Below are 18,305 nucleotides of genomic sequence, written 5' to 3'. Positions count from 1 at the left end.
ATTTAAGGAGAGAGACGTGTACCTGTTGATCCTTTTGCTGGCGGCTCTTTTGCCCTGCCGCATCTGCGCGCAAGAAATGTTTACCCTGGAGGAAGCCTCCTCCTTCACCCTGTCTGCGGAAAACCCATCGGGGGCAAAGGGAGGCGGGGCCCTGCCGGAAACCAAGGGTGGCCTGAAGCCCTCCCCCGCAGTCACCGTTCAGCCCCGGGAGACCGCCGTTATAGCGGACTTCAGTGGCGAAGGGACCGTAAACAGCATCTGGATAGGCGGCGAAGTCTCTCCCGACTTCACCCTGCGCATATACTGGGACGGAGCCAAAGAGCCGGCAGTTTACTGTCCCCTGCCCGCCTTTTTTGCCCACGCCTCTCCCGTGGACGTAAACCATTTTGACGGCAGGTTCCCGGTGCTCAATTCTTCCATGATACTTATCAGCCCAAATCACGGCATGAACTGCTACTGGAAAATGCCCTTCAGGAAGGGTTTCCGCATTACTCTGACCAACGAGTCGGAGCGTCCCCTGACCACGTTTTACACCATCAACGGGACTCTGAGGCATATCCCCGGGAGCGCAGGTTATTTTCATACCCAATACCGGCAAGGCGCCGCGGAAAAGGGAAAGCCGGTGGTCTTTGCCGACATAAAGGGGAAGGGCAAATACGTGGGCACGGCTCTGTGCATCAGGACCGAGAGCCCCGGCTGCTGGTGCGAAGGCGAGCCGCGTTTTTATATCGACGGGGACGGGGAGCGGCCCACCATCAACTTTACGGGCCTGGAGGACTATCTCTGCGGCTCCTTTGCCTGGACGGTGGGCGGAGATTACCACACGGTATCCGGCTTTCACGCCGGCCTCTACTGCATCAACCGGGCGCCCGGCACCCACGGCTACAAGGGAGACCTGTTCATGGGCTACAGATGGCACGATGCGGACCCCATCTATTTTGCCAGGGATCTGAAGGCCACCCTTTTCAGTCTCGGCTGGAACCGGGACACCACCGGCTTTGAGACCCGGGCCGATGACGTACGCGCCACCGCATATTATTATCTGGACACGCCCTGACGGGACCGGCGTCCCCGGCGGACCGGCCGGGGCAAGGTTAACTCAATGAAAACTATGATGCTCATCTTACTGTCTGTTGCCATTCTTGCCGCTGCGGCGCCCATCTTCGCCGCAGAGCTCTACGAGCTGGAGGACGAAGTCTCCTTTGCCATCTCTCCGGAGAACCCCACAGGCGCCCGGGGCGGAGGAGCCGTATCCGAACTCAGGGGAGGTCTGAAGCCTTCTCCGTCCATCACCGTCGGCCCCGGAGAAACGGCTGCGCTCGCCGACTATGAGGGAACGGGGACCATAGACAGCATATGGTTCGGCGGCGACGTGACGCCGGAATTCATACTGAGGATATACTGGGACGGAGCCAAGACTCCCGCCGTGGAGTGCCCCCTGCCCGCCTTTTTTGCCCATGCCCGGCCCACCAACGTGAACCACTACGACAAAAAATATCCGGTGCTGGACTCGTCCCAGGTGTTCATCTCTCCCAGACTGGGCATGAACTGCTACTGGGCCATGCCCTTCGGCAAGAGCTTCCGCATGACCCTGGAGAACACCTCTTCCCGGGCCCGGGTCAGCTATTATACCATAAACGGGACCCTGAAGAAGCTGCCGAAGAACGCCGGCCGGTTCCACACGGAATACAGGGAAAACATCCCGGTAAAGCCCGGGGTGCCCGTTACCGTTCTGGATGTAAAAGGCGCGGGCAAATATGCGGGCACGGCCCTGTGTCTGCGGAGCGACGCCGAAAAAGCCAGGGGCTGCGGCTGCTGGTGCGAGGGAGAGGTGCGCTTTTACATAGACGGGGACAAGGACAGGCCCACGGTCAACTTCACCGGACTGGAGGACTACTTCGGAGGCTCCAACGCCTGGGAGGTGGACGGGGTGGTATATACCACTGTGTCCGGCCTCTACTCAGGCCTTTACTGCATCAACCACAGCGAGACCGGCGATGGCAGGGCCGAGGACTGGTTCATGGCCTACAGATGGCACGTGAAAGACCCGGTGAAATTCAAAAAGGACCTGCGCGTCACCATGTTTGACCTGGGCTGGAACAAGGAATACATCCCTCTGGCCAACGACTATATCACCACGGCCTACTATTATCTGGACACACCGTAACACAGGACATCTGACACACAAGGAGAAAATATATGAGATATGTTTTTGCTATGCTCCTGATCCTCACGCTGTCCGCCGGCGCCCTTCTGGCAGCCGGCAGGCCCACCACCCTGAGGACCCGGGACAACTCGCCCCTGTGCGGCTTTTATTTCTTCACCCACTGGTGGGAGCCCTGGCGCTCGGACGACGCCCGGGCCCTCGGCGACCTGCGGGAGATCAGGGCCATGGGCTGCAACGTCATCTTTCTGGACAGCGAATGGTCCCAGATGATCGACCGGGACTGGTTCTGGCTGGACAGAGGCCACAGGCTGGCCAAGGAGGCGGGACTGGAGATACTCCCCTGGCTGAGCCTGAAGGAATGGATCGATCTGGGAGGCGAGAACCGCGTCGCCCTGGTCAAAAAGATGTACGGCGTGGACCTGAGGACCGGCGTGGACTACGACGGCAAGCCCAACCGCATCATCCCCTATGACGAGGCCACCATAGAGGCGGGCTATCGCTACTGCGTGGATTATCTGGACAGATACCTCTCGGACGGAGCCATCCTGCGCGTCAGGGACGGCAGCAAGCTGAAGCCCGTGGTGGCCATCACCGTGGAGCTGGAGTGGTCCGGCTCCAACGACGAAGAGACCAACAAACGCTTCAGGAAGTATCTGAAGGACATATACTCCTACACCGACAGGCTCAACAAGGCCTGGGGCACCCGGCTCGGCAGCATAGACGAGGTGGAGCTCATGGACCCGAAGCTCTTTAATATAGAGGACTGCAGCGCCGGCAAGGCAAAGCTCGACCGGGCCACAGAGGACCAGATAGCCTTCAGGGCCAAGGTGCAGAACGACGCCATGGCGGAGATCAAGCGGCGGCTGAAGATCAGATATCCCGACCTGCTGATAGCCACCGAGCTGCCCCACGAGATGTTTACGGACCACCCGGCAGAGCTCTACTACAGGATAAACGGCGCCGCCACTCCCGAGACCACCCTCCACGCCGATATCACGGTGCTGAGGTGCACCGGCCTGCTTTCCAAAAAGACCGAGGACGCCCTGATCAAGTGGCAAAAGGACACGGGGCAGCATCTGGTGATCACCTACCGCACCTACAAGGGCAAGGAACAGGCGGTGCTTAAGGGCTCGGACACTGACTATTTCCGCATAGGCGACCAGGCGGCCAGGATAGGAGACGGCTTTGGCTTCTACAGCTGGAACGAAATGGTGGACACCCATATAGCAGCCGAGCCGGACCTGTCGAATCCCATCGGCAAATTTGAGATATTCACCCCCGAGGAGTCCCGGGCCTGGAAGGGTCTGGCCTCCCAGCAGATAAAGGAGTATCTGGAGAAGGCAAAATGAGACACTTGACCGGTATATTGGCAGCATTGCTTCTGCTGGCTGCCGCAGTGGGCGCAGCTCAGGCCGCCGGCAGGGACACCACCCTGAGGACCCGGGACAACTCCCCTCTGTGCGGCTTTTATTACTTCTTCCACTGGTGGGAGCCCTGGCGCACCGACGACGCCCTCGTTCTGAAGGATCTGAAGCAGATAAAAGCCATGGGCTGCAATACTCTGTTCATAGACAGCGAATGGATCCAGGCTATGTCCCTGGAATGGTTCTGGCTGGACAGGGGCCACAGGCTGGCCAGGGAAGCCGGGCTGGAGATCCTGCCCTGGCTGAGCCTCAAGGAATGGGCAGACCTGGGCTCCCCGGACCGCATGGAACGCATCAAAGAGACCTACGGCGCCGAGCTGAAGCTGGGTCTTGACAGCGAAGGGAAGCCCGACCGCATCATCCCCTATGACGCCGGCACCATCGAGGCAGGCTACCGCTATTGCGACGAGTATCTGGAGAGATATCTCAATGACGGGGCCCTGCTCAGAGTGTGGGACGAGGGCAAGCTGAAGCCGGTCATAGCCATCACCGTGGAGCTGGAATGGCAGGGCTCCGACGACGAGGTATCCTGCCAGTTGTTCCGCAAGCACTTGCTGGCAAAATACACCGACATAGCCGGCATCAACAAGGCCTGGGGCACCCGATTCGGCTCCGCCGACGAGATCAGGCTCATGGACATGAAGCTCTTTGACTTCGAGGCCTATCTGGCAGGCAAGGCCCGGCATACCCGCGCCATCAAGGATCAGATAGACTTTCGGGCCAGAGTGCAGAACGACGCCATGGCGGAGATCAAACGCCGGCTCAAAAACAAATATCCCGACCTGCTGATAGCCACCGAGCTGCCCTACGAGATGTATTCTCAGCATCCCCACGGCCGGGGCTACGAAGCCTACGGAGCCGCCACGCCGGAGACCACCCGCCACGCGGAGATCAACGTGCTCAGGTGCACCGGATATCTGAGCAAAAAGACGGAGGACGCCCTTATCAAGTGGCAAAAGGACACCGGTCAGCATCTGGTCATCACCTACCGCACCTACAGGGCTATGGCCGACTTCATGATCCGGGAGAAAAAGACGGACTATTATGGCATAGGGGCTCAGGCCGCCAGGATAGGCGACGGCTTCGGCTTTTACAGCTGGAACGAGATGGTGGACACCCACATAGCCGCCGAGCCCGATATCGACCACCCCTATGGGGGAGAATTTATGAACAAGGACCAATCCGACGCATGGAGAGCCCTGGCGTCGCAGCAAATACGCGAATACAGGAGTATAGTAAAATGAAAAAGCTTATTGCAGTATTGGTGATAGCCCTTATGGCCCTGCCGGCACTTTGCGCCAAGCAGATAATCATGGGCAAATATAAGGACGACAAGGGACAGACCAAGGCCATCAGGTGGATAGTGCTGGAAGAGACCAACGGCACGGCCCTCCTGCTGTGCAGGGACTCGCTGGGCAGAAAGCAGTACAACGAGATCAGCCAAAAGACCAGCTGGGAGGAGTCTTCCGTGTGCAAGTATCTCAACGGCGACTTCCTGCAAAAATGCTTCACCAAGCAGGAGAGGCAGAAGATAGTGAAAAAGGAGGGCTTCAAGGTGCGTCTGCTGACCGTAAAGGAAGCGGAAAAGTATCTGAAGAAGGACCTGACCTGCTTCAACCTCTTCGACAAGGACAGACGCCCGGTGTGGTGGTGGCTCAAGGACAGCGGGGTCGATGAGATCCACGCCGCCTTTGTGGAGCCCGAGGGCAGGATCAACAAGGAGGGCTTTGGCGTGGCCACGGCCCATCCGGAGCTGCGCCCCGTGATAGTCGTGAAGACCAAATAAGGCATAAAAAAGGCCGCCCCGCAGGGCGGCTTTTTTTTATTCTTCCGTCAGCTCCTCTTTTTTGATGACGATAGTGGTGATGATAAAGCCCATGATGTAGCTTATTATCAGTCCCGTCAGATAGCACAGGAGGCTCTTGGCGGCGGGATTGGGCCCGGCGGTCATGACAAAGAGGCCCAGAAGTCCCGAAGGTCCCCAGGTAGTGGCTGCCACCTCCATGGCCATGATAAAGGCGCCTCCGAAGCCGGCTCCCAGTCCGGCGGTGATGAAGGGAGTGCCCAGAGGGAGAGTGACGCCGTAAATGAGAGGCTCCCCTACTCCCAGAAAGCCAGCGGGCAAAGCGCCGGCAATGACCCGGGACAGACGGGCGTTTTTCACCTTGCGGGCCTTTATCCACAGGGCAATGGACGCGCCCACCTGACCGGCGCCGGCCATGGCCAGGGCGGGATAGAGGGTCACGTAGCCCAGAGTGTTGAGCTGCACCGTGTAGAGAGCCACCAATCCGTGATGCATACCCACGGACACCATAGGCAAAAAGAGAGCCGCGGACACATACCCTGCCACAGCCCTGATGGCTACGCTCTCGGACATGCAGACGTGCTCCACCACCCAGCAGATACCGTTGGAGATATAGCCCATCAGGGGCATGACCACGAATATATACGGGATACAAAAGCCCAGCAAGAGGACAAGAGGCGTAATGATCACGTCCAGAGCCGAGGGCATCCTTTTCCTGAGCCATTTCTCGCAAACCACCAGGAGCCACACTCCGAATACAGCCGACAGGACGCCGCCTCTGCCGACCCGCAGCACGGACGCGAGAGGCTCGGAGGCGTTGAAGAGGCCCCATATCTCAGACACCGTGTTTATGCCGTCCAGACCTGTGATCATGCCCAGCATGCCGCCCAGTATGGGAGTCCCGCCGAATTTTTCGGCGGCCCTGTAGCCGGCCCAGGCGGTGAGGTAGGTCATAAAGGCGGCGTTGATCATCTTCATGAGCTGGATCAGGGTCTCAAACCACCGGATGTCCTTGTGACCGGGATAGGCCTGTTCCAGCAGGGTCGCCAGACCGCCGCAAAGGCCCGCCGCGATCACGCCGGGGATCAGGGGGATAAATATGTCGCCAAAGGTCTTCAGGCCCGCGCGGAGGGGGCTTTGCTTCTGGCGGCTCCTGATCTCAGCCTTGTTTTCCTGCCAGGTCTTTTCCGGAGCGCCCAGCCCCATGCTGTGGCAGATGTCCGCGCATTGGCGCACCACGCCGGGCCCCAGCACTATCTCCGGCCGTTCCTCTCTGTCGGCCACCACGCCCAACACGCCTTCTATCTGCTTCACCGCTTCCAGATCGGCCTTGGCGGGGTCTGCGAGGGTGACCCTGAGCCGGGTCATGCAGTTCATGACCTGAAGTATGTTGTCCCTGCCTCCCAGAGCGGGGATCAGGGCTTGTACCAATTCTTCGTGTTTCATATACAGATCCTTTTTATGTAGATACAGTATTATTTTATAACAAATGGCCCTTTTACGCAATACCGCCTGTTGAAAGACCCCGCCCCGGAGAGTAAAATAGAAGATAGAACACAAAAAGGAGGCGCATTTTGGAATACAGACGCTTTGGCAGCGCCTATTACATCAGGACCGACAAGGGCGAGGAGGTCATAGACACCATCCTGCAGGTGTGCAAACGGGAAAAGATCCGCTCTGCGGTCTATACGGGCATAGGAGGCTGCGACCGGGCGGAGGTCATGACCTTTGACCCGGAGAAGGGCGACTTTGAGTCGGAGACAGTGGAGGGTATGCTGGAGCTGGTGTCCATGAACGGCAACGTGATGTGGGACGAGAGCGCCGGGAAGCCGGTCCATCACACCCACGCCCTGTTTACCATGAAAAAGGACGGAGAACACCGGGTCATAGGCGGACACATGAAGAGCCTGAGAGTGCTCTACACCTGCGAAACGGAGCTGAGACCCGTGGAGGGCGGAGAAATACGCAAGGTGTATGACCCGGAGACAGGCACCGGCTTCTGGAAGCTGAAATAAAAGCCCGGCCCAAAGGAGCCGGACAGGAGTCGGGAAGACAGGATTTGAACCTGCGGCCCCCTGTTCCCAAAACAGGTGCGCTACCAAGCTGCGCCACTTCCCGAATGCACTAAGATTATACCACAAACGGGGCTCCGTTTCAAGCGGGAGGCCCCGGGCGGGCTGCTCCCGGGTCCTCCCGGCGCAGGAGAGCTGCAGGCCCATAGCGCCCCGGCCGGTCCATATATTATAAAGTCCCCGGCGAAAAATGTTTCGCTGGGGCAAAGTATGCAATACCCACGAAAAAAAGGGGGGGGTATGCGAAGGGGGGAAGCCCCCCTTGCCCGGACGAACCGAGAAACGAAATGAGGAAAAGAAAGCTGGTTCAGTGTCGGAACGGACTTTGAGCATGTCCATTAAACTCGTCAGGACCGGAGACCGGGTCCTCCCCGTTTGCCCCTCCGTCTCTGACGGAGCAAGGAACTGGCAAACGGGTCCCGCCCGAATTACACCCCGGCGAAACCTTTTTCGCCGGGGACCCCGAGATCCCTTCCCCAAAATCGCGTAATGCTGACGCATTACATCTGTTGCGATTTTGGCCGGGATGACACAAGGTCTTTCTTCCGTCGGAGGCGGGGGCGGGCGAAAAAAAAGCCCTGCCGCAGCGTTCGGCAGGGCTATTATCGTTTCTTTAAGGCACCAGCAGGGTCTTGACGTTCTCCCCTTTGTCGGCTGCCTCTATGGCAGCGTTCACGTCCTCCACGGGGTAAAAGCTGCCCATGGACAGGATGACGCTTTCCAGCGCGCTGTGGCTGCGCAGGAATTCCAGGTAGTCCCTGACGTCAATGACGGAATACTGGGAGGAGCCTAATATCCTGAGAGCCTTGAATGTGATGAGCTGGGGCTGGATCTCCACTCCCCCGCTGTTGGAATACTGGCCGGGCACCAGATACACGCCTCTGTTGCGCAGGACGCCGATACCCACGGGTATGGCTTCGGGAGCCCCGGAGGCCTCAAAGCACAGGTCCGGCCCCAGTCCGCCGTTTTCGGCGGCCAGCTTGTCGCAGACGCCGCCCTCGCTCATAAACATCACTTCGTCCGCTCCGGCTCTCTCTGCAGCCCGGGTGCGGAAGGGCTTGTCCGACCGCATCACGGCTATGACCTTTTTTACGCCCTTTGCTTTCAGATACATGATAGCAAACATGCCCACGGGCCCGGCTCCCTGCACCACGGCGCTGCCGATGTCCTCAAAACGGACGCCGGCCTGCTCCGCCAGTCTGCAGGCGTGGACCACCGTTGGTCCCGGGCAGGCAAACACGGCAGCGGCCCGGGGGTCCACTCCCTCGGGCACCCGGATGAGGTTTTTCAGAGGGGTGTAGTTCACCTGACTGTAGCCTCCGTAGAGATAGGGGGCTTCGTCTATGCTGCCTCCGTTGGTCACCTGCATATTGACGCAGTTGGCGTCGTCGCCGGTCCTGCACAGCAGGCATTCGCCGCAGGGCACGGCTATATCCGCCACCACATAGTCCCCCGGCTTCAGTCCGTATCGGGCCGCCTCCGCCGGGTCGCAGGCTTCCAGCCTGCCTATAAACTCATGTCCGATGATGGAGGGCGACCCCACTATGAGGGTGCCGTGGGTCATATGTATGTCGGTGCCGCATATGCCGCTGGCCACAAGTGTGCTCATGCCGTAGCCCGCCGGGGGCTCGGTCACGTCAAAGCTTCTCACCTCAAAGGGCTTGCCCGCCCCCATAAACACCGCCGCTTTGGCTGTCTTCATATCTGTCTCCTTTTTATTCTGCGGATTCGTGCTGGGTCCTGTGGAGTATATCCTCCTGGACCTCCGGCGCCAGCTTCACGTAGACTGCCGAAAAGCCGGACACCCTCACCACCATATTGCCATAATTCTCCGGATGCTGCATGGCGTCCCTCAGGACCTCGGGAGAGGTAGCGTTGATCTGCATCTCCTGGCCTCCCCGGGCAAAATAGGCCCTGACAAGGCTCTGGAGCTTGTCTCTGTTTTCCCCCTTGAACATGTCCGGGGAAAACTTCTGATTCACCACGGAGCCGCAGGCGCACACGGAATAGTCGGGCTTGGTCAGGCTCAGCACCGTGGCGGTAGGCCCGTTCACGTCCCTGCCGTAGGTGGGCGACGAGGCGTCGGACAAGGGAGCCCGCGCCTTCCTGCCGTCGGGTGTGGCGCCTGTGGCAGCGCCGGAATAGATGTTGCTGATATTGGAGGCCATGGCTATATAGATGCCGCCTCCGTCATAGGTGCGGTATTTGGCGAATTCCCCCGCCAGGAATTTGACGAACCATACGGCGTATTTGTCCACGAATTCGTCGTTGTTGCCGTATTTGGGAGCGGCCAGCAGCTTTTGCCTCAGGGCTTCATAGCCCTCAAAGTTTTTAAGCAGAGCCTGCTTCAGCGTGGCAAGATCCGTCTCCCGGTCCTCAAAGACCACCTTTTCCACGGCAGCCAGCGAGTCGGCCACGGTGCCCACGCCCATGAGCCCGGCCCCGTGGACCGAGGGGTATTTGGCGCCGCCCATATTGATGTCCTTACCCCTCTTGATGCAGTCCCTGCACAGGCAGGACAGGAAGGGCTGGGTGTAGTTCTCCGGGTCTTTGATCACGTTGTAGGAGTAGAATCTGTCCACGTAGCTCCTGACGCCCGCCCGCAGCTGGGCCTCGTAGCGGTCCATAAAGTCCTGCATGGACCGGATATCGTCTATGTCTCCCGTGTCCGGGCCGTCGGCGATACCCAGAGGGTCCTTGCCCCTGTTGAAAAGATATTCTATATACTTGGGAGTATCAAAGCGGTTGTCGCTCCAGGGGGGCTGGCAGCCCGTGATGAAGTTTTCGATGCAGCCCACCATACAGTAGTCGTACACGTCCTCCGGCTCGTAGCCGTAGCGGCTGAGGGCGGCTATATTCACGTCGTCGTTCATCAGGGCGGGATAGCCCAGACCGGTGCCTATGACCTGCAGACACTCGTCCACGAATTCCTTGCTCATACCGGGGGTATATCTGAGAGACAGATTGGGACCGGGCACGTTGCAGGCTCCCACGGCCCGCACCACACAGAGAGACAGGGGATTCACAGACTCCCTGCCCTGTCTGTCCCGGCCGCCTACGGCTATGTTCACCACGTCGTCGCCGCCGACAAAGGCGTGGAGCTCGTAGATCTTCATGAACACGTTTTCCAGCAGCTCCTGCGCCCTGTCCTCCGTGAGCCTGCCGGCCCTGATGTCGGCGTCGTAGAGCTCCCACAGATACTGGTCTATGCGGCCCAGCGCCATGGCGTAGCGGTTTTCATACAAAAAGGCCAGGTGGCACAGCCACACCAGCTGGAGCCCCCGGGCAAAGGTGTCGGGAGCGCCGGAAAGCAGGGCGCGGAGGTTGGAGGCTATAAAGCCCAGCCTGTCCGGATCGTAGCCCTCTACTCCCACCAGGCTCTCCGCCTTGGCGGCATAGTTCCGGACCATCTCCACAAAGCCTTCAAAGGCTATCTGCATGTCCCGGGCATATTCTCCTTCGGGAGTCCCTGCGTGCTCCTTCACCGAAGCCTCAAGCCGCTCCAGCATCCCCGGGAGGCCTATGGCGACCAGGGTCCTGTAGTCGGGAGCAAAGTGGTCTGCGTTGGTGCCGAAGCTGCGGCCGCCCAGCTGTCTGAGGGCCTCTCCGGCAGCCTCCGCCTCGGCGGGGTCCGCCTCTCCCCAGATGCTGCGGAGGCACCCGCAGATCAGGTCGTTTTTGTAGATATAGGGCTCCGGCAGAGAAAACAGAGCCCGGCAGCCGTTGGCCCTTTTGCGGCTCACGGTGTCTGCAGGCTCGGCAAAGCCTCTGGCCAGATATATGTAGGTCAGCTTATCTCCGCGGACGGGGGCTTCGAACTCCCGGCGCAGTTCTTCGGTAACTGTCATGACTGTCTCCTTGCAACGGATATCACTATATTATAGCACATCCGGCCCGTCCGTTCAACCGTCTTGAATCCCCTGCCCCCATTATGTTATAATAAGGCGTATTACAGGCGGTGAACTATGAAAAAAGAAAAGACCAATGCCGTGAGGATCATGGACAGGCTGGGCATAGCCTACACGGCCCGGTCCTACCCCTGCCCCGAAGCCCTCAGCGCCACAGCCATAGCCGAAAAGCTGGGCGCGGATCCCTCGCGGGTATTCAAGACCCTGGTCACCCGGGGCCGCTCCGGCAGCCACTACGTTTTTATGATACCGGCCCGGGAGGAGCTGGACCTGAGAAAGGCGGCCTCCGTCACAGGCGAAAAGAGCATCTCCATGATCAGGGAGCGGGAGCTCCTGCCCCTGACGGGCTACGTCCACGGCGGCTGTTCGCCCGTAGGCATGAAAAAACAGTTTCCCACCTACATACACCGCACGGCGGAGGACTGCGAGCTCATCATATTCTCCGGAGGCAGGATAGGGCTCCAGACTGAGTGCTCCCTGGAGGAGCTGAGAAAGGCGCAGCCGGTCACGGCGGCGGACATCACGGCAGACTGAGAGGAATATATTGGAAAAACTGCGTTTCAGACAGGTCCATCTGGACTTTCACACCAACATCGACATAGAGGACATAGGCGCCGGCTTTGACCCCGCGGAGTGGGTCGACACCCTGCGGCAGGCCCGGGTCAACTCCATCACCATTTTCGCCAAGTGCCATCACGGCCTCAGCTACTATCCCACCCGGACCGGAGTGCCCCACCCCCATCTCACCCGGGATCTCCTGAGGGAGCAATACGAGGCCTGTAAGGCTGCGGACATCAACGCTCCCATCTACATTTCCGCCGGGGTGGACACCTGGATCTCGGACCGGCATCCCGAATGGCGGGAAGCCCGGCCGACGCCCGACGGCAGGACCTACACCCAGTGGGCCCTGGCTCCCGGATTCCTGAAGCTGTGCTTCCACAGTCCCTATCTGGACTATCTCATCAGACAGATCGAGGAGGTAGCCCGGCTCTATCCCGATTGCGACGGCATCTTTCTGGACATCATCAACCAGGGTGAGTGCATGTGTCCCTCCTGCATCAAATGGATGCGTGACCGGGGGCTGGACCCCGCCCTGCCGGAGAGCAGACGGCAGTGCGCCGCCCACGCTCTGGAAGAGTATTACCGCCGCTCCACCGAGGCTGCCCGCAGCGTGACCCCCCGCATGAGGGTGTTCCACAACTCGGGCCACGTGGCCAAAAACGACACGGAAGTCCTGAAATACTTTTCGCACCTGGAGCTGGAAAGCCTGCCCACCGGAGGCTGGGGCTACGATCATTTCCCCCTGTCAGCCAAGTTTGCGGGCAAGCTGGACCTGGATTTTCTGGGCATGACCGGCAAATTCCACACCACCTGGGGCGAATTCGGCGGCTTCAAGCACCCCAACGCCCTGCGCTACGAATGTATGCAGATGCTGGCCTTCGGCTCCAAGTGCTCGGTGGGCGACCAGCTGGCCCCCTCCGGCAGGCTGGACCCGGCCACCTACAGGCTCATAGGCAGCGCCTACAGAGAGGTGGAACAAAAGGAGCCCTGGTGCGACGGCGCGGAGCAGATAGCCGACATAGGGGTGCTGTCCCGGGAAGCCGAGACGGGAGCGAGAGAGGCGGACAACGGCACCGGCAGGATCCTGCTGGAGGGCCACTATCTCTTTGATCTCATCAACCGCAGCATTCCCTTTGAGCCCTACAAGCTCCTGATACTGGCAGACGACATACTCATAGACGAGGAGCTCCGCGTCAGGCTCAACGACTACCTGGCGGGAGGCGGCAGGCTCATACTGTCCGGCGACTCCGGACTGGACCCGGAGAAGAAGGGCTTTGCTCTGGACACGGGCTGCGAATACGCGGGCGTGAGCCCTTATCAGCCGGACTACCTGACGGGCGAAGGCTTCCTGCAGCCGGACTACGTGGATACGCCCATAGTCATGTATATGAAGAGCAGGCAGGCCCGGGTCACCGACGGCCGGGGGCTTTGCGCAGTGACCTATCCCGAGTTCAACCGCACCTGGGAGCACTTCTGCAGCCATCAGCACGCTCCCGCCGGCAAGGCGTCCCCCTATCCCGGAGCAGTGCTCAACAAGGCGGGGAACGTCCTCTGGTACGCCCACCCCATATTTGAGATATACGGCTCTCTGGGAGCCACCGTGTACAAGGAGCTGGCCGTAAAGGGCATCGAATACATGCTGCCGGACAAGACCCTCACCGTGGGCCTGCCCTCCACTGCCCGGGCCACCCTCACCCGGCAGCCCGGCCGTCTGGTGCTCCATCTGCTGAGCGCCGACATAGTCACCCGGGGAGCGGAAAAGGAGCTGTCGCCGGAGGGCTACGTGAGACCCTCTCACAAGGTGGAGATCATAGAGGACCTGACTCCCCTGTACAACACGCCGGTGGTCCTGAGGCTCCCCTCAAGGCCCCTGTCGGTCCGCCGGGTGCCCGGAGGAGATGACATTCCCTTTGAATACTCGGACGGGATGCTGCAGTTCGTGTCGGACGCCTTTCTCTGCCACGACATGATCGAGATCACCACGGAGGAATGATATGAACGGCAAAAGAGAAAGCGGCATACTGTGCCACATCACCAGCCTGCCCGGGAAATACGGAATGGGAGACCTGGGCGAAGACGCCTTCCGTTTTGTCGATCTTCTGGCAGACACGGGACAGAGCCTATGGCAGATACTGCCCCTGTCCCCGGTGGGCGGCTCCGCCTCCCCCTATCAGGGGCTTTCCGCCTTTGCGTCCAATCCCCTGCTCATCAGCCCCAAGGCTCTGGCTGAGGAAGGTCTGGTGACAGAAGAGGAGCTCGCAGGCGCCCCGGCAGCCGGCTCCGGCAGGATAGACTTCGCCTCGGTGGCCCCATGGAAGACAGAGCTGCTCTCAAAGGCGGCGGAACGCTTTGCCGCCCGGGGATATTCGGTGGAATATGACCGGTACGTGGAAAAGCACAAAAGCTGGCTCATCCCCTATATGGTATTCCGGCATCTGAAGGAGACCCGGGGCTCCGGCTGGAAGGACTGGGAGCCGGTGAAAAGGGACGTCATCGCGAACTCAAAACACGCGGTCCTGCAGTTTTTCTTTTACCGGGAGTGGCAGGCCCTCAAGGCCTACGCCAACGGCAAGGGGATAAAGATCGTGGGGGATCTGCCCATCTTTCTGGACTACGAATCCGAAAGCGTATGGATGAACGGAGATCAGTTCCTGCTGGATGAGCGCCGGGACCCCGCCTTCGTGTCCGGCGTGCCCCCGGACTACTTCAGCGCCACGGGCCAGTATTGGGGCAACCCCATGTATGACTGGGACGCCATGAGAAAGGACGGCTTCCGCTGGTGGAAAAGGCGCTTTGCCATGCTGTTTGAATCGGTGGACATAGTGCGCATAGACCATTTCCGGGCCTTTTCCCGGGCCTGGCACATCAAGCCCAACAAACGACACACGGCGGCAAAAGGGCGCTGGCTCCCGGGCCCGGGCAAGGAGTTCTTTGACAAAGCCCTGCCCAAAAGCAAGGCAAAATGCATCATAGCCGAGGACCTGGGCATCATCGACGACCGGGTGCGGGCTCTCCGGGACGCATGCGGCTTTCCGGGCATGTGCATACTCCAATTTGCCTTTGACGGCTCGGACAATCTGTATCTGCCCCACAACCACCGGCAAAATCAGGTGGTCTATACGGGCACCCACGACAACAACACCACTCTGGGCTGGTGGCAGGAGCTGGACGAAGAGACCAGAGACAGAGTGCGCCGCTATCTGTCCATAGACGGCCGGGCCATATCCCGACAGCTCATGACCGCTGCGGCCATGAGCGTGGCGGAAACGGCGGTATATCCCATGCAGGACCTGCTGGAGCTGGACGGCTCCGCCCGCATGAACGTGCCCGGACAGCCGGAGGGTTGCTGGGGCTGGCGCTTTGACTGGGAGCAGGTGACAGACCGGCAGAGGGACTTTCTCCGGGACATCACCGCCATGTATCACAGAAGCTGCTGATACGCCCGGTCGATCAAAAAGGAGACGATCTTGAAAAAAATATATGCCATTTTGCTGTCCATAGCGATCCTGTCCTCCGCTCTTGGCGCTTCGGCCCTGACGGACAATCAAACCCTCAGAAACAAATACCTGAGGCTGCTGAGGGAGAAGGAAAACGAAAAATACGGACGGCCCGTATATCACTTCACCCCTCAAAAGAACTGGATGAACGACCCCAACGGTCTGGTGTATGACCATGGGGTCTGGCACATGTTTTTTCAGTGGGACCCCGAGGGCATCACCACCGGCAGACGGGCCTGGGGACATGCCGTCAGCAGCGACCTGGTCCACTGGGAAGAGCTGGGGACCGCCCTCCCCAGAGAAGAATACGACATGTATTCCGGCTCCGCCGCCATGGATGTCCCCAACACCCTGGGCCTCAACACCCCCGAACAAGCCACGATGCTGATCGCCGTCACAGAATTTTTGAACGGCCAGTGCATCTATTACTCCACAGACGGAGGCAGCAGCTTCCGCAAGCTCACGGAGGAACCGGTGATACCCTTCAGAGGCGGCACCGACCGGGACCCCAGGCTGTTCTGGTACGCCCCGGGCAAATACTGGCTCATGCTCTATTACACCGAGCACCCGGACAGGACCGAAACCCCCGGCTACGTGTTTTACCGTTCCCATGACCTGAAAAGCTGGGAAAGGCTTTCCCTGATACCCGGCTGCTACGAATGTCCGGACATACGGGAGCTGCCCATTGAGGGCAGCAAAGAGAAGCGCTGGACTGTGCTGTGCGGCAACATGGACCATATAGTGGGGACCTTTGACGGCAAGACCTTTACCCCCACTCAGGACAGGGACAGGACCATGAGGTCCTACTCCAACTACGCCTCTCAGACCTGGTCCGACGCTCCCGGAGGCCGGGTGGTCCAGATCAGCTGGATGAGGTGCCCCATATTGCCGGAACGCCCCTGGTCGCAGCAGATGAGCATCCCGGTGGAGCTGAGCCTGAGAGAGACCCCCGGGGGCTTCAGGCTGCTCAGGTACCCGGTGAAGGAAACGGAGACCCTGTGGCGGGAGACCCTTGAGTTCGGCCCGCAGACCCTGGTACCCGGGAAAAATATCTTCGAAGGCATAGAGGGCAAGGCCCTGGATATCGAGATAGAGTTTGAATACAGCCCCTTCGTGTATTTTGTGAACCTGGAGACCCCCAACGGCACGGTATCGGTGCTGGGTCAGGAACCCGTGCTGAAATACAATGACTTTTATCAGCCGCTGGAGCCCCGGAAGACAGTGACCCTGAGGGCCCTGACAGACACGGACTCCGTGGAATTCTTCGCCAACGGCGGCGAAGCCTATATGCCCCTGGCCACAAGGGCCAACGGCAAAAGGATCGGCCTCACAGTCCACGCCCCCGTTCAGCTCAGGCGGGCCAGAGTGAGCATCATCGCCAAGTGACACGGCCTGAAGACACAGCCCCTGCGGGGGCTGTTTTTTTCAGATGCGGCTTATATCACCACAACAAGCCGGTGAATTGCTATTTGGTAGTATTTTAACGGGCTGCGGCCCGCCGCCGACTGAAGTTTTCAAAAAAAAAAAAAAACGAAAATCTCTTGCAGCCTCCCGTAAAATGATGTATGATGAAGGTGTAAAGCATTCTATTTCAAAGGAGACACACGATGAAAAAAGGTTTTACCCTCATTGAATTGTTGGTCGTTATAGCTATCATAGCTATATTGGCTGCCATTCTCTTCCCTGTCTTTGCGCAGGCCAGAGAAAAAGCCAGACAGACACAGTGCCTCAGCAACTGCCGTCAGATCGGTACTGCCGTGGCCATGTATGCCTCAGACTGGGAAGACTGCCTGCCTCAGTACGATTACAACTACGGTGTATCCGCAGGCATCCACAACCCGGTAGGCGGCGAGTGGTATATGGGGGCCTACGGCTTCCATCCCAGCTACAATGCCGACAAGATAGCCGACTACGTCAAGAACTACGGCTACGTAGCGCAGCTTTCACCCTATTGCAAAAACGGCAAGATATTCCATTGCCCCAGCCAGAACGGCATGAGCTCTTTTGACAACTATCAGAACGGCAAGTATTACACCAGCTACTTCTACAGAAGAGTATGCTACATCGGCGGCGTGCCCGCAAATCTGGCCATCAACAACACAGGCACCGCTCTGGAAGGCCCTATGGTCATATCGGCTCTGCCCAAGCCGGCCGGCCTTGTCATCATGGGCGAATTTGCCCCCCATCACAATCACAAGCCGCACCCCTCACTGAGCAACGTATATGACGGCGGCTCCAAGGACAACGTAGTCTTTGCCGACGGACATGCCGGCAATGTGGCTCTGAATCAGACCCGCTGGTTCTTCGGCGCTTCCCTCCCCGGCTATCCCTACTACGGCTGGGACTGGGATTGGCCTTCAGACGGCGCCAAGCACAACGACTTCAGATATCAGAGAGGCGAGCTCTGCTACGACTTCGCCGACTAAAAGGGGCAGCGCTATGAAAAATCCAAAGGTAGCTATCCCTATTATCATCCTGGCTGTTATCGCTATAGTGATCACTGTGGTGATACAGTCGAAAAAGGCAGCCCCCGAAAGAGGCTTTACCACCCCGGAGGACGCGATGAAGATGCCCATACCGGGCTCTGCGCCTATCCCCGGAGCCGAGGCGCCTGCGGCGCCGCAGCCTCCCCAATAAGAAAAAAACAGCCCCTGCGGGGGCTGTTTTTTTTGCCTGCAGCGCGCAGGGACTCTCCTGAACCGAGAGCACAGCAGAGAGGGATATCCTGCACCAGTCAAAAGACGAATGATGAGTAATACGAAATAATAAGTAAAAAGGAATAAATGACGGGCTCGGCTCGGGGCCTTGTCCCGTGAGTAAGTCTTGTTTGAAAAACAGGATTTACTCACGAGACCAAACCTGTGAGCAGGTC

General features: G+C 59.2%; 15 protein-coding genes and 1 tRNA gene. 12 read left to right on the top strand and 4 right to left on the bottom strand.

All coding sequences use genetic code 11. The features are described 5' to 3' along the window. Positions 1-16: 16 nt before the first annotated feature. From IK083_03330 to IK083_03310, 5 genes are read left to right on the top strand one after another with little or no spacing between them, the layout of a single operon-like run. Complete coding sequence (locus IK083_03330; protein ID MBR4748588.1) at positions 17-1,057, top strand: DUF2961 domain-containing protein; 1,041 nt, start codon at positions 17-19, stop codon at positions 1,055-1,057. A gap of 54 nt (positions 1,058-1,111) precedes the next feature. After that, entirely contained in the window at positions 1,112-2,167 is a 1,056-nt protein-coding gene (locus tag IK083_03325) for a DUF2961 domain-containing protein (GenBank protein ID MBR4748587.1), read from the top strand. Positions 2,168-2,199: 32 nt separating this feature from the next. Further along, entirely contained in the window at positions 2,200-3,516 is a 1,317-nt protein-coding gene (locus tag IK083_03320) for a beta-galactosidase (protein MBR4748586.1), read from the top strand. Beyond that, positions 3,513-4,835: a hypothetical protein gene (locus IK083_03315; GenBank protein ID MBR4748585.1), complete on the top strand. Its 1,323-nt coding sequence runs from the start codon at positions 3,513-3,515 to the stop codon at positions 4,833-4,835. Before IK083_03320 ends, IK083_03315 begins: the two co-directional genes overlap by 4 nt. Continuing rightward, complete coding sequence (locus tag IK083_03310; GenBank protein MBR4748584.1) at positions 4,832-5,377, top strand: hypothetical protein; 546 nt, start codon at positions 4,832-4,834, stop codon at positions 5,375-5,377. Before IK083_03315 ends, IK083_03310 begins: the two co-directional genes overlap by 4 nt. Before the next feature lie 36 nt (positions 5,378-5,413). On the opposite strand, the gene IK083_03305 is transcribed toward IK083_03310, so the two are convergent. Beyond that, positions 5,414-6,841: a PTS transporter subunit EIIC gene (locus tag IK083_03305; protein MBR4748583.1), complete on the bottom strand. Its 1,428-nt coding sequence runs from the start codon at positions 6,839-6,841 to the stop codon at positions 5,414-5,416. 128 nt (positions 6,842-6,969) lie between these two features. Here IK083_03305 and IK083_03300 point away from each other — a divergent pair, with 128 nt between their 5' ends. Further along, a complete protein-coding gene (locus IK083_03300) occupies positions 6,970-7,410 on the top strand; it encodes a DNA-binding protein (GenBank protein MBR4748582.1) in 441 nt (146 codons plus the stop codon). A 29-nt stretch (positions 7,411-7,439) separates the two neighbouring features. Here the strand turns inward: IK083_03300 and IK083_03295 are convergent. The 3 genes from IK083_03295 to IK083_03285 all read right to left on the bottom strand — a co-directional run bounded on the left by IK083_03295 (position 7,440) and on the right by IK083_03285 (position 11,315). Continuing rightward, positions 7,440-7,513, bottom strand: a tRNA-Pro gene (locus IK083_03295). A gap of 567 nt (positions 7,514-8,080) precedes the next feature. Then, the gene (locus tag IK083_03290; GenBank protein MBR4748581.1) at positions 8,081-9,169 is read right to left on the bottom strand and encodes an alcohol dehydrogenase catalytic domain-containing protein; all 1,089 of its coding nucleotides are present in this window, start codon (positions 9,167-9,169) and stop codon (positions 8,081-8,083) included. A gap of 13 nt (positions 9,170-9,182) precedes the next feature. Then, positions 9,183-11,315 (bottom strand): hypothetical protein, encoded by a 2,133-nt coding sequence (locus IK083_03285; GenBank protein ID MBR4748580.1) that lies wholly within the window; start codon positions 11,313-11,315, stop codon positions 9,183-9,185. Positions 11,316-11,432: 117 nt separating this feature from the next. Here IK083_03285 and ybaK point away from each other — a divergent pair, with 117 nt between their 5' ends. The 6 genes from ybaK to IK083_03255 all read left to right on the top strand — a co-directional run bounded on the left by ybaK (position 11,433) and on the right by IK083_03255 (position 18,070). Continuing rightward, positions 11,433-11,909 (top strand): Cys-tRNA(Pro) deacylase, encoded by a 477-nt coding sequence (ybaK, locus tag IK083_03280; GenBank protein MBR4748579.1) that lies wholly within the window; start codon positions 11,433-11,435, stop codon positions 11,907-11,909. 10 nt (positions 11,910-11,919) lie between these two features. Then, complete coding sequence (locus IK083_03275) at positions 11,920-13,929, top strand: alpha-L-fucosidase (protein MBR4748578.1); 2,010 nt, start codon at positions 11,920-11,922, stop codon at positions 13,927-13,929. 1 nt (position 13,930) lies between these two features. Next, positions 13,931-15,373, top strand: coding sequence for a 4-alpha-glucanotransferase (malQ, locus tag IK083_03270; protein ID MBR4748577.1), 1,443 nt, complete (start codon positions 13,931-13,933; stop codon positions 15,371-15,373). A 30-nt stretch (positions 15,374-15,403) separates the two neighbouring features. Further along, on the top strand, positions 15,404-16,819 hold the full coding sequence (locus IK083_03265; protein MBR4748576.1) for a glycoside hydrolase family 32 protein: 1,416 nt from the start codon (positions 15,404-15,406) through the stop codon (positions 16,817-16,819). A 221-nt stretch (positions 16,820-17,040) separates the two neighbouring features. Beyond that, the gene (locus tag IK083_03260; GenBank protein MBR4748575.1) at positions 17,041-17,859 is read left to right on the top strand and encodes a DUF1559 domain-containing protein; all 819 of its coding nucleotides are present in this window, start codon (positions 17,041-17,043) and stop codon (positions 17,857-17,859) included. A 13-nt stretch (positions 17,860-17,872) separates the two neighbouring features. Further along, entirely contained in the window at positions 17,873-18,070 is a 198-nt protein-coding gene (locus tag IK083_03255; protein MBR4748574.1) for a hypothetical protein, read from the top strand. Positions 18,071-18,305: the final 235 nt, after the last annotated feature.

The organism is Abditibacteriota bacterium, from assembly GCA_017552965.1.
Lineage (GTDB): Bacteria > Armatimonadota > UBA5829 > UBA5829 > UBA5829 > RGIG7931.
This window is presented reverse-complemented; position numbering and strand designations above follow the sequence as displayed.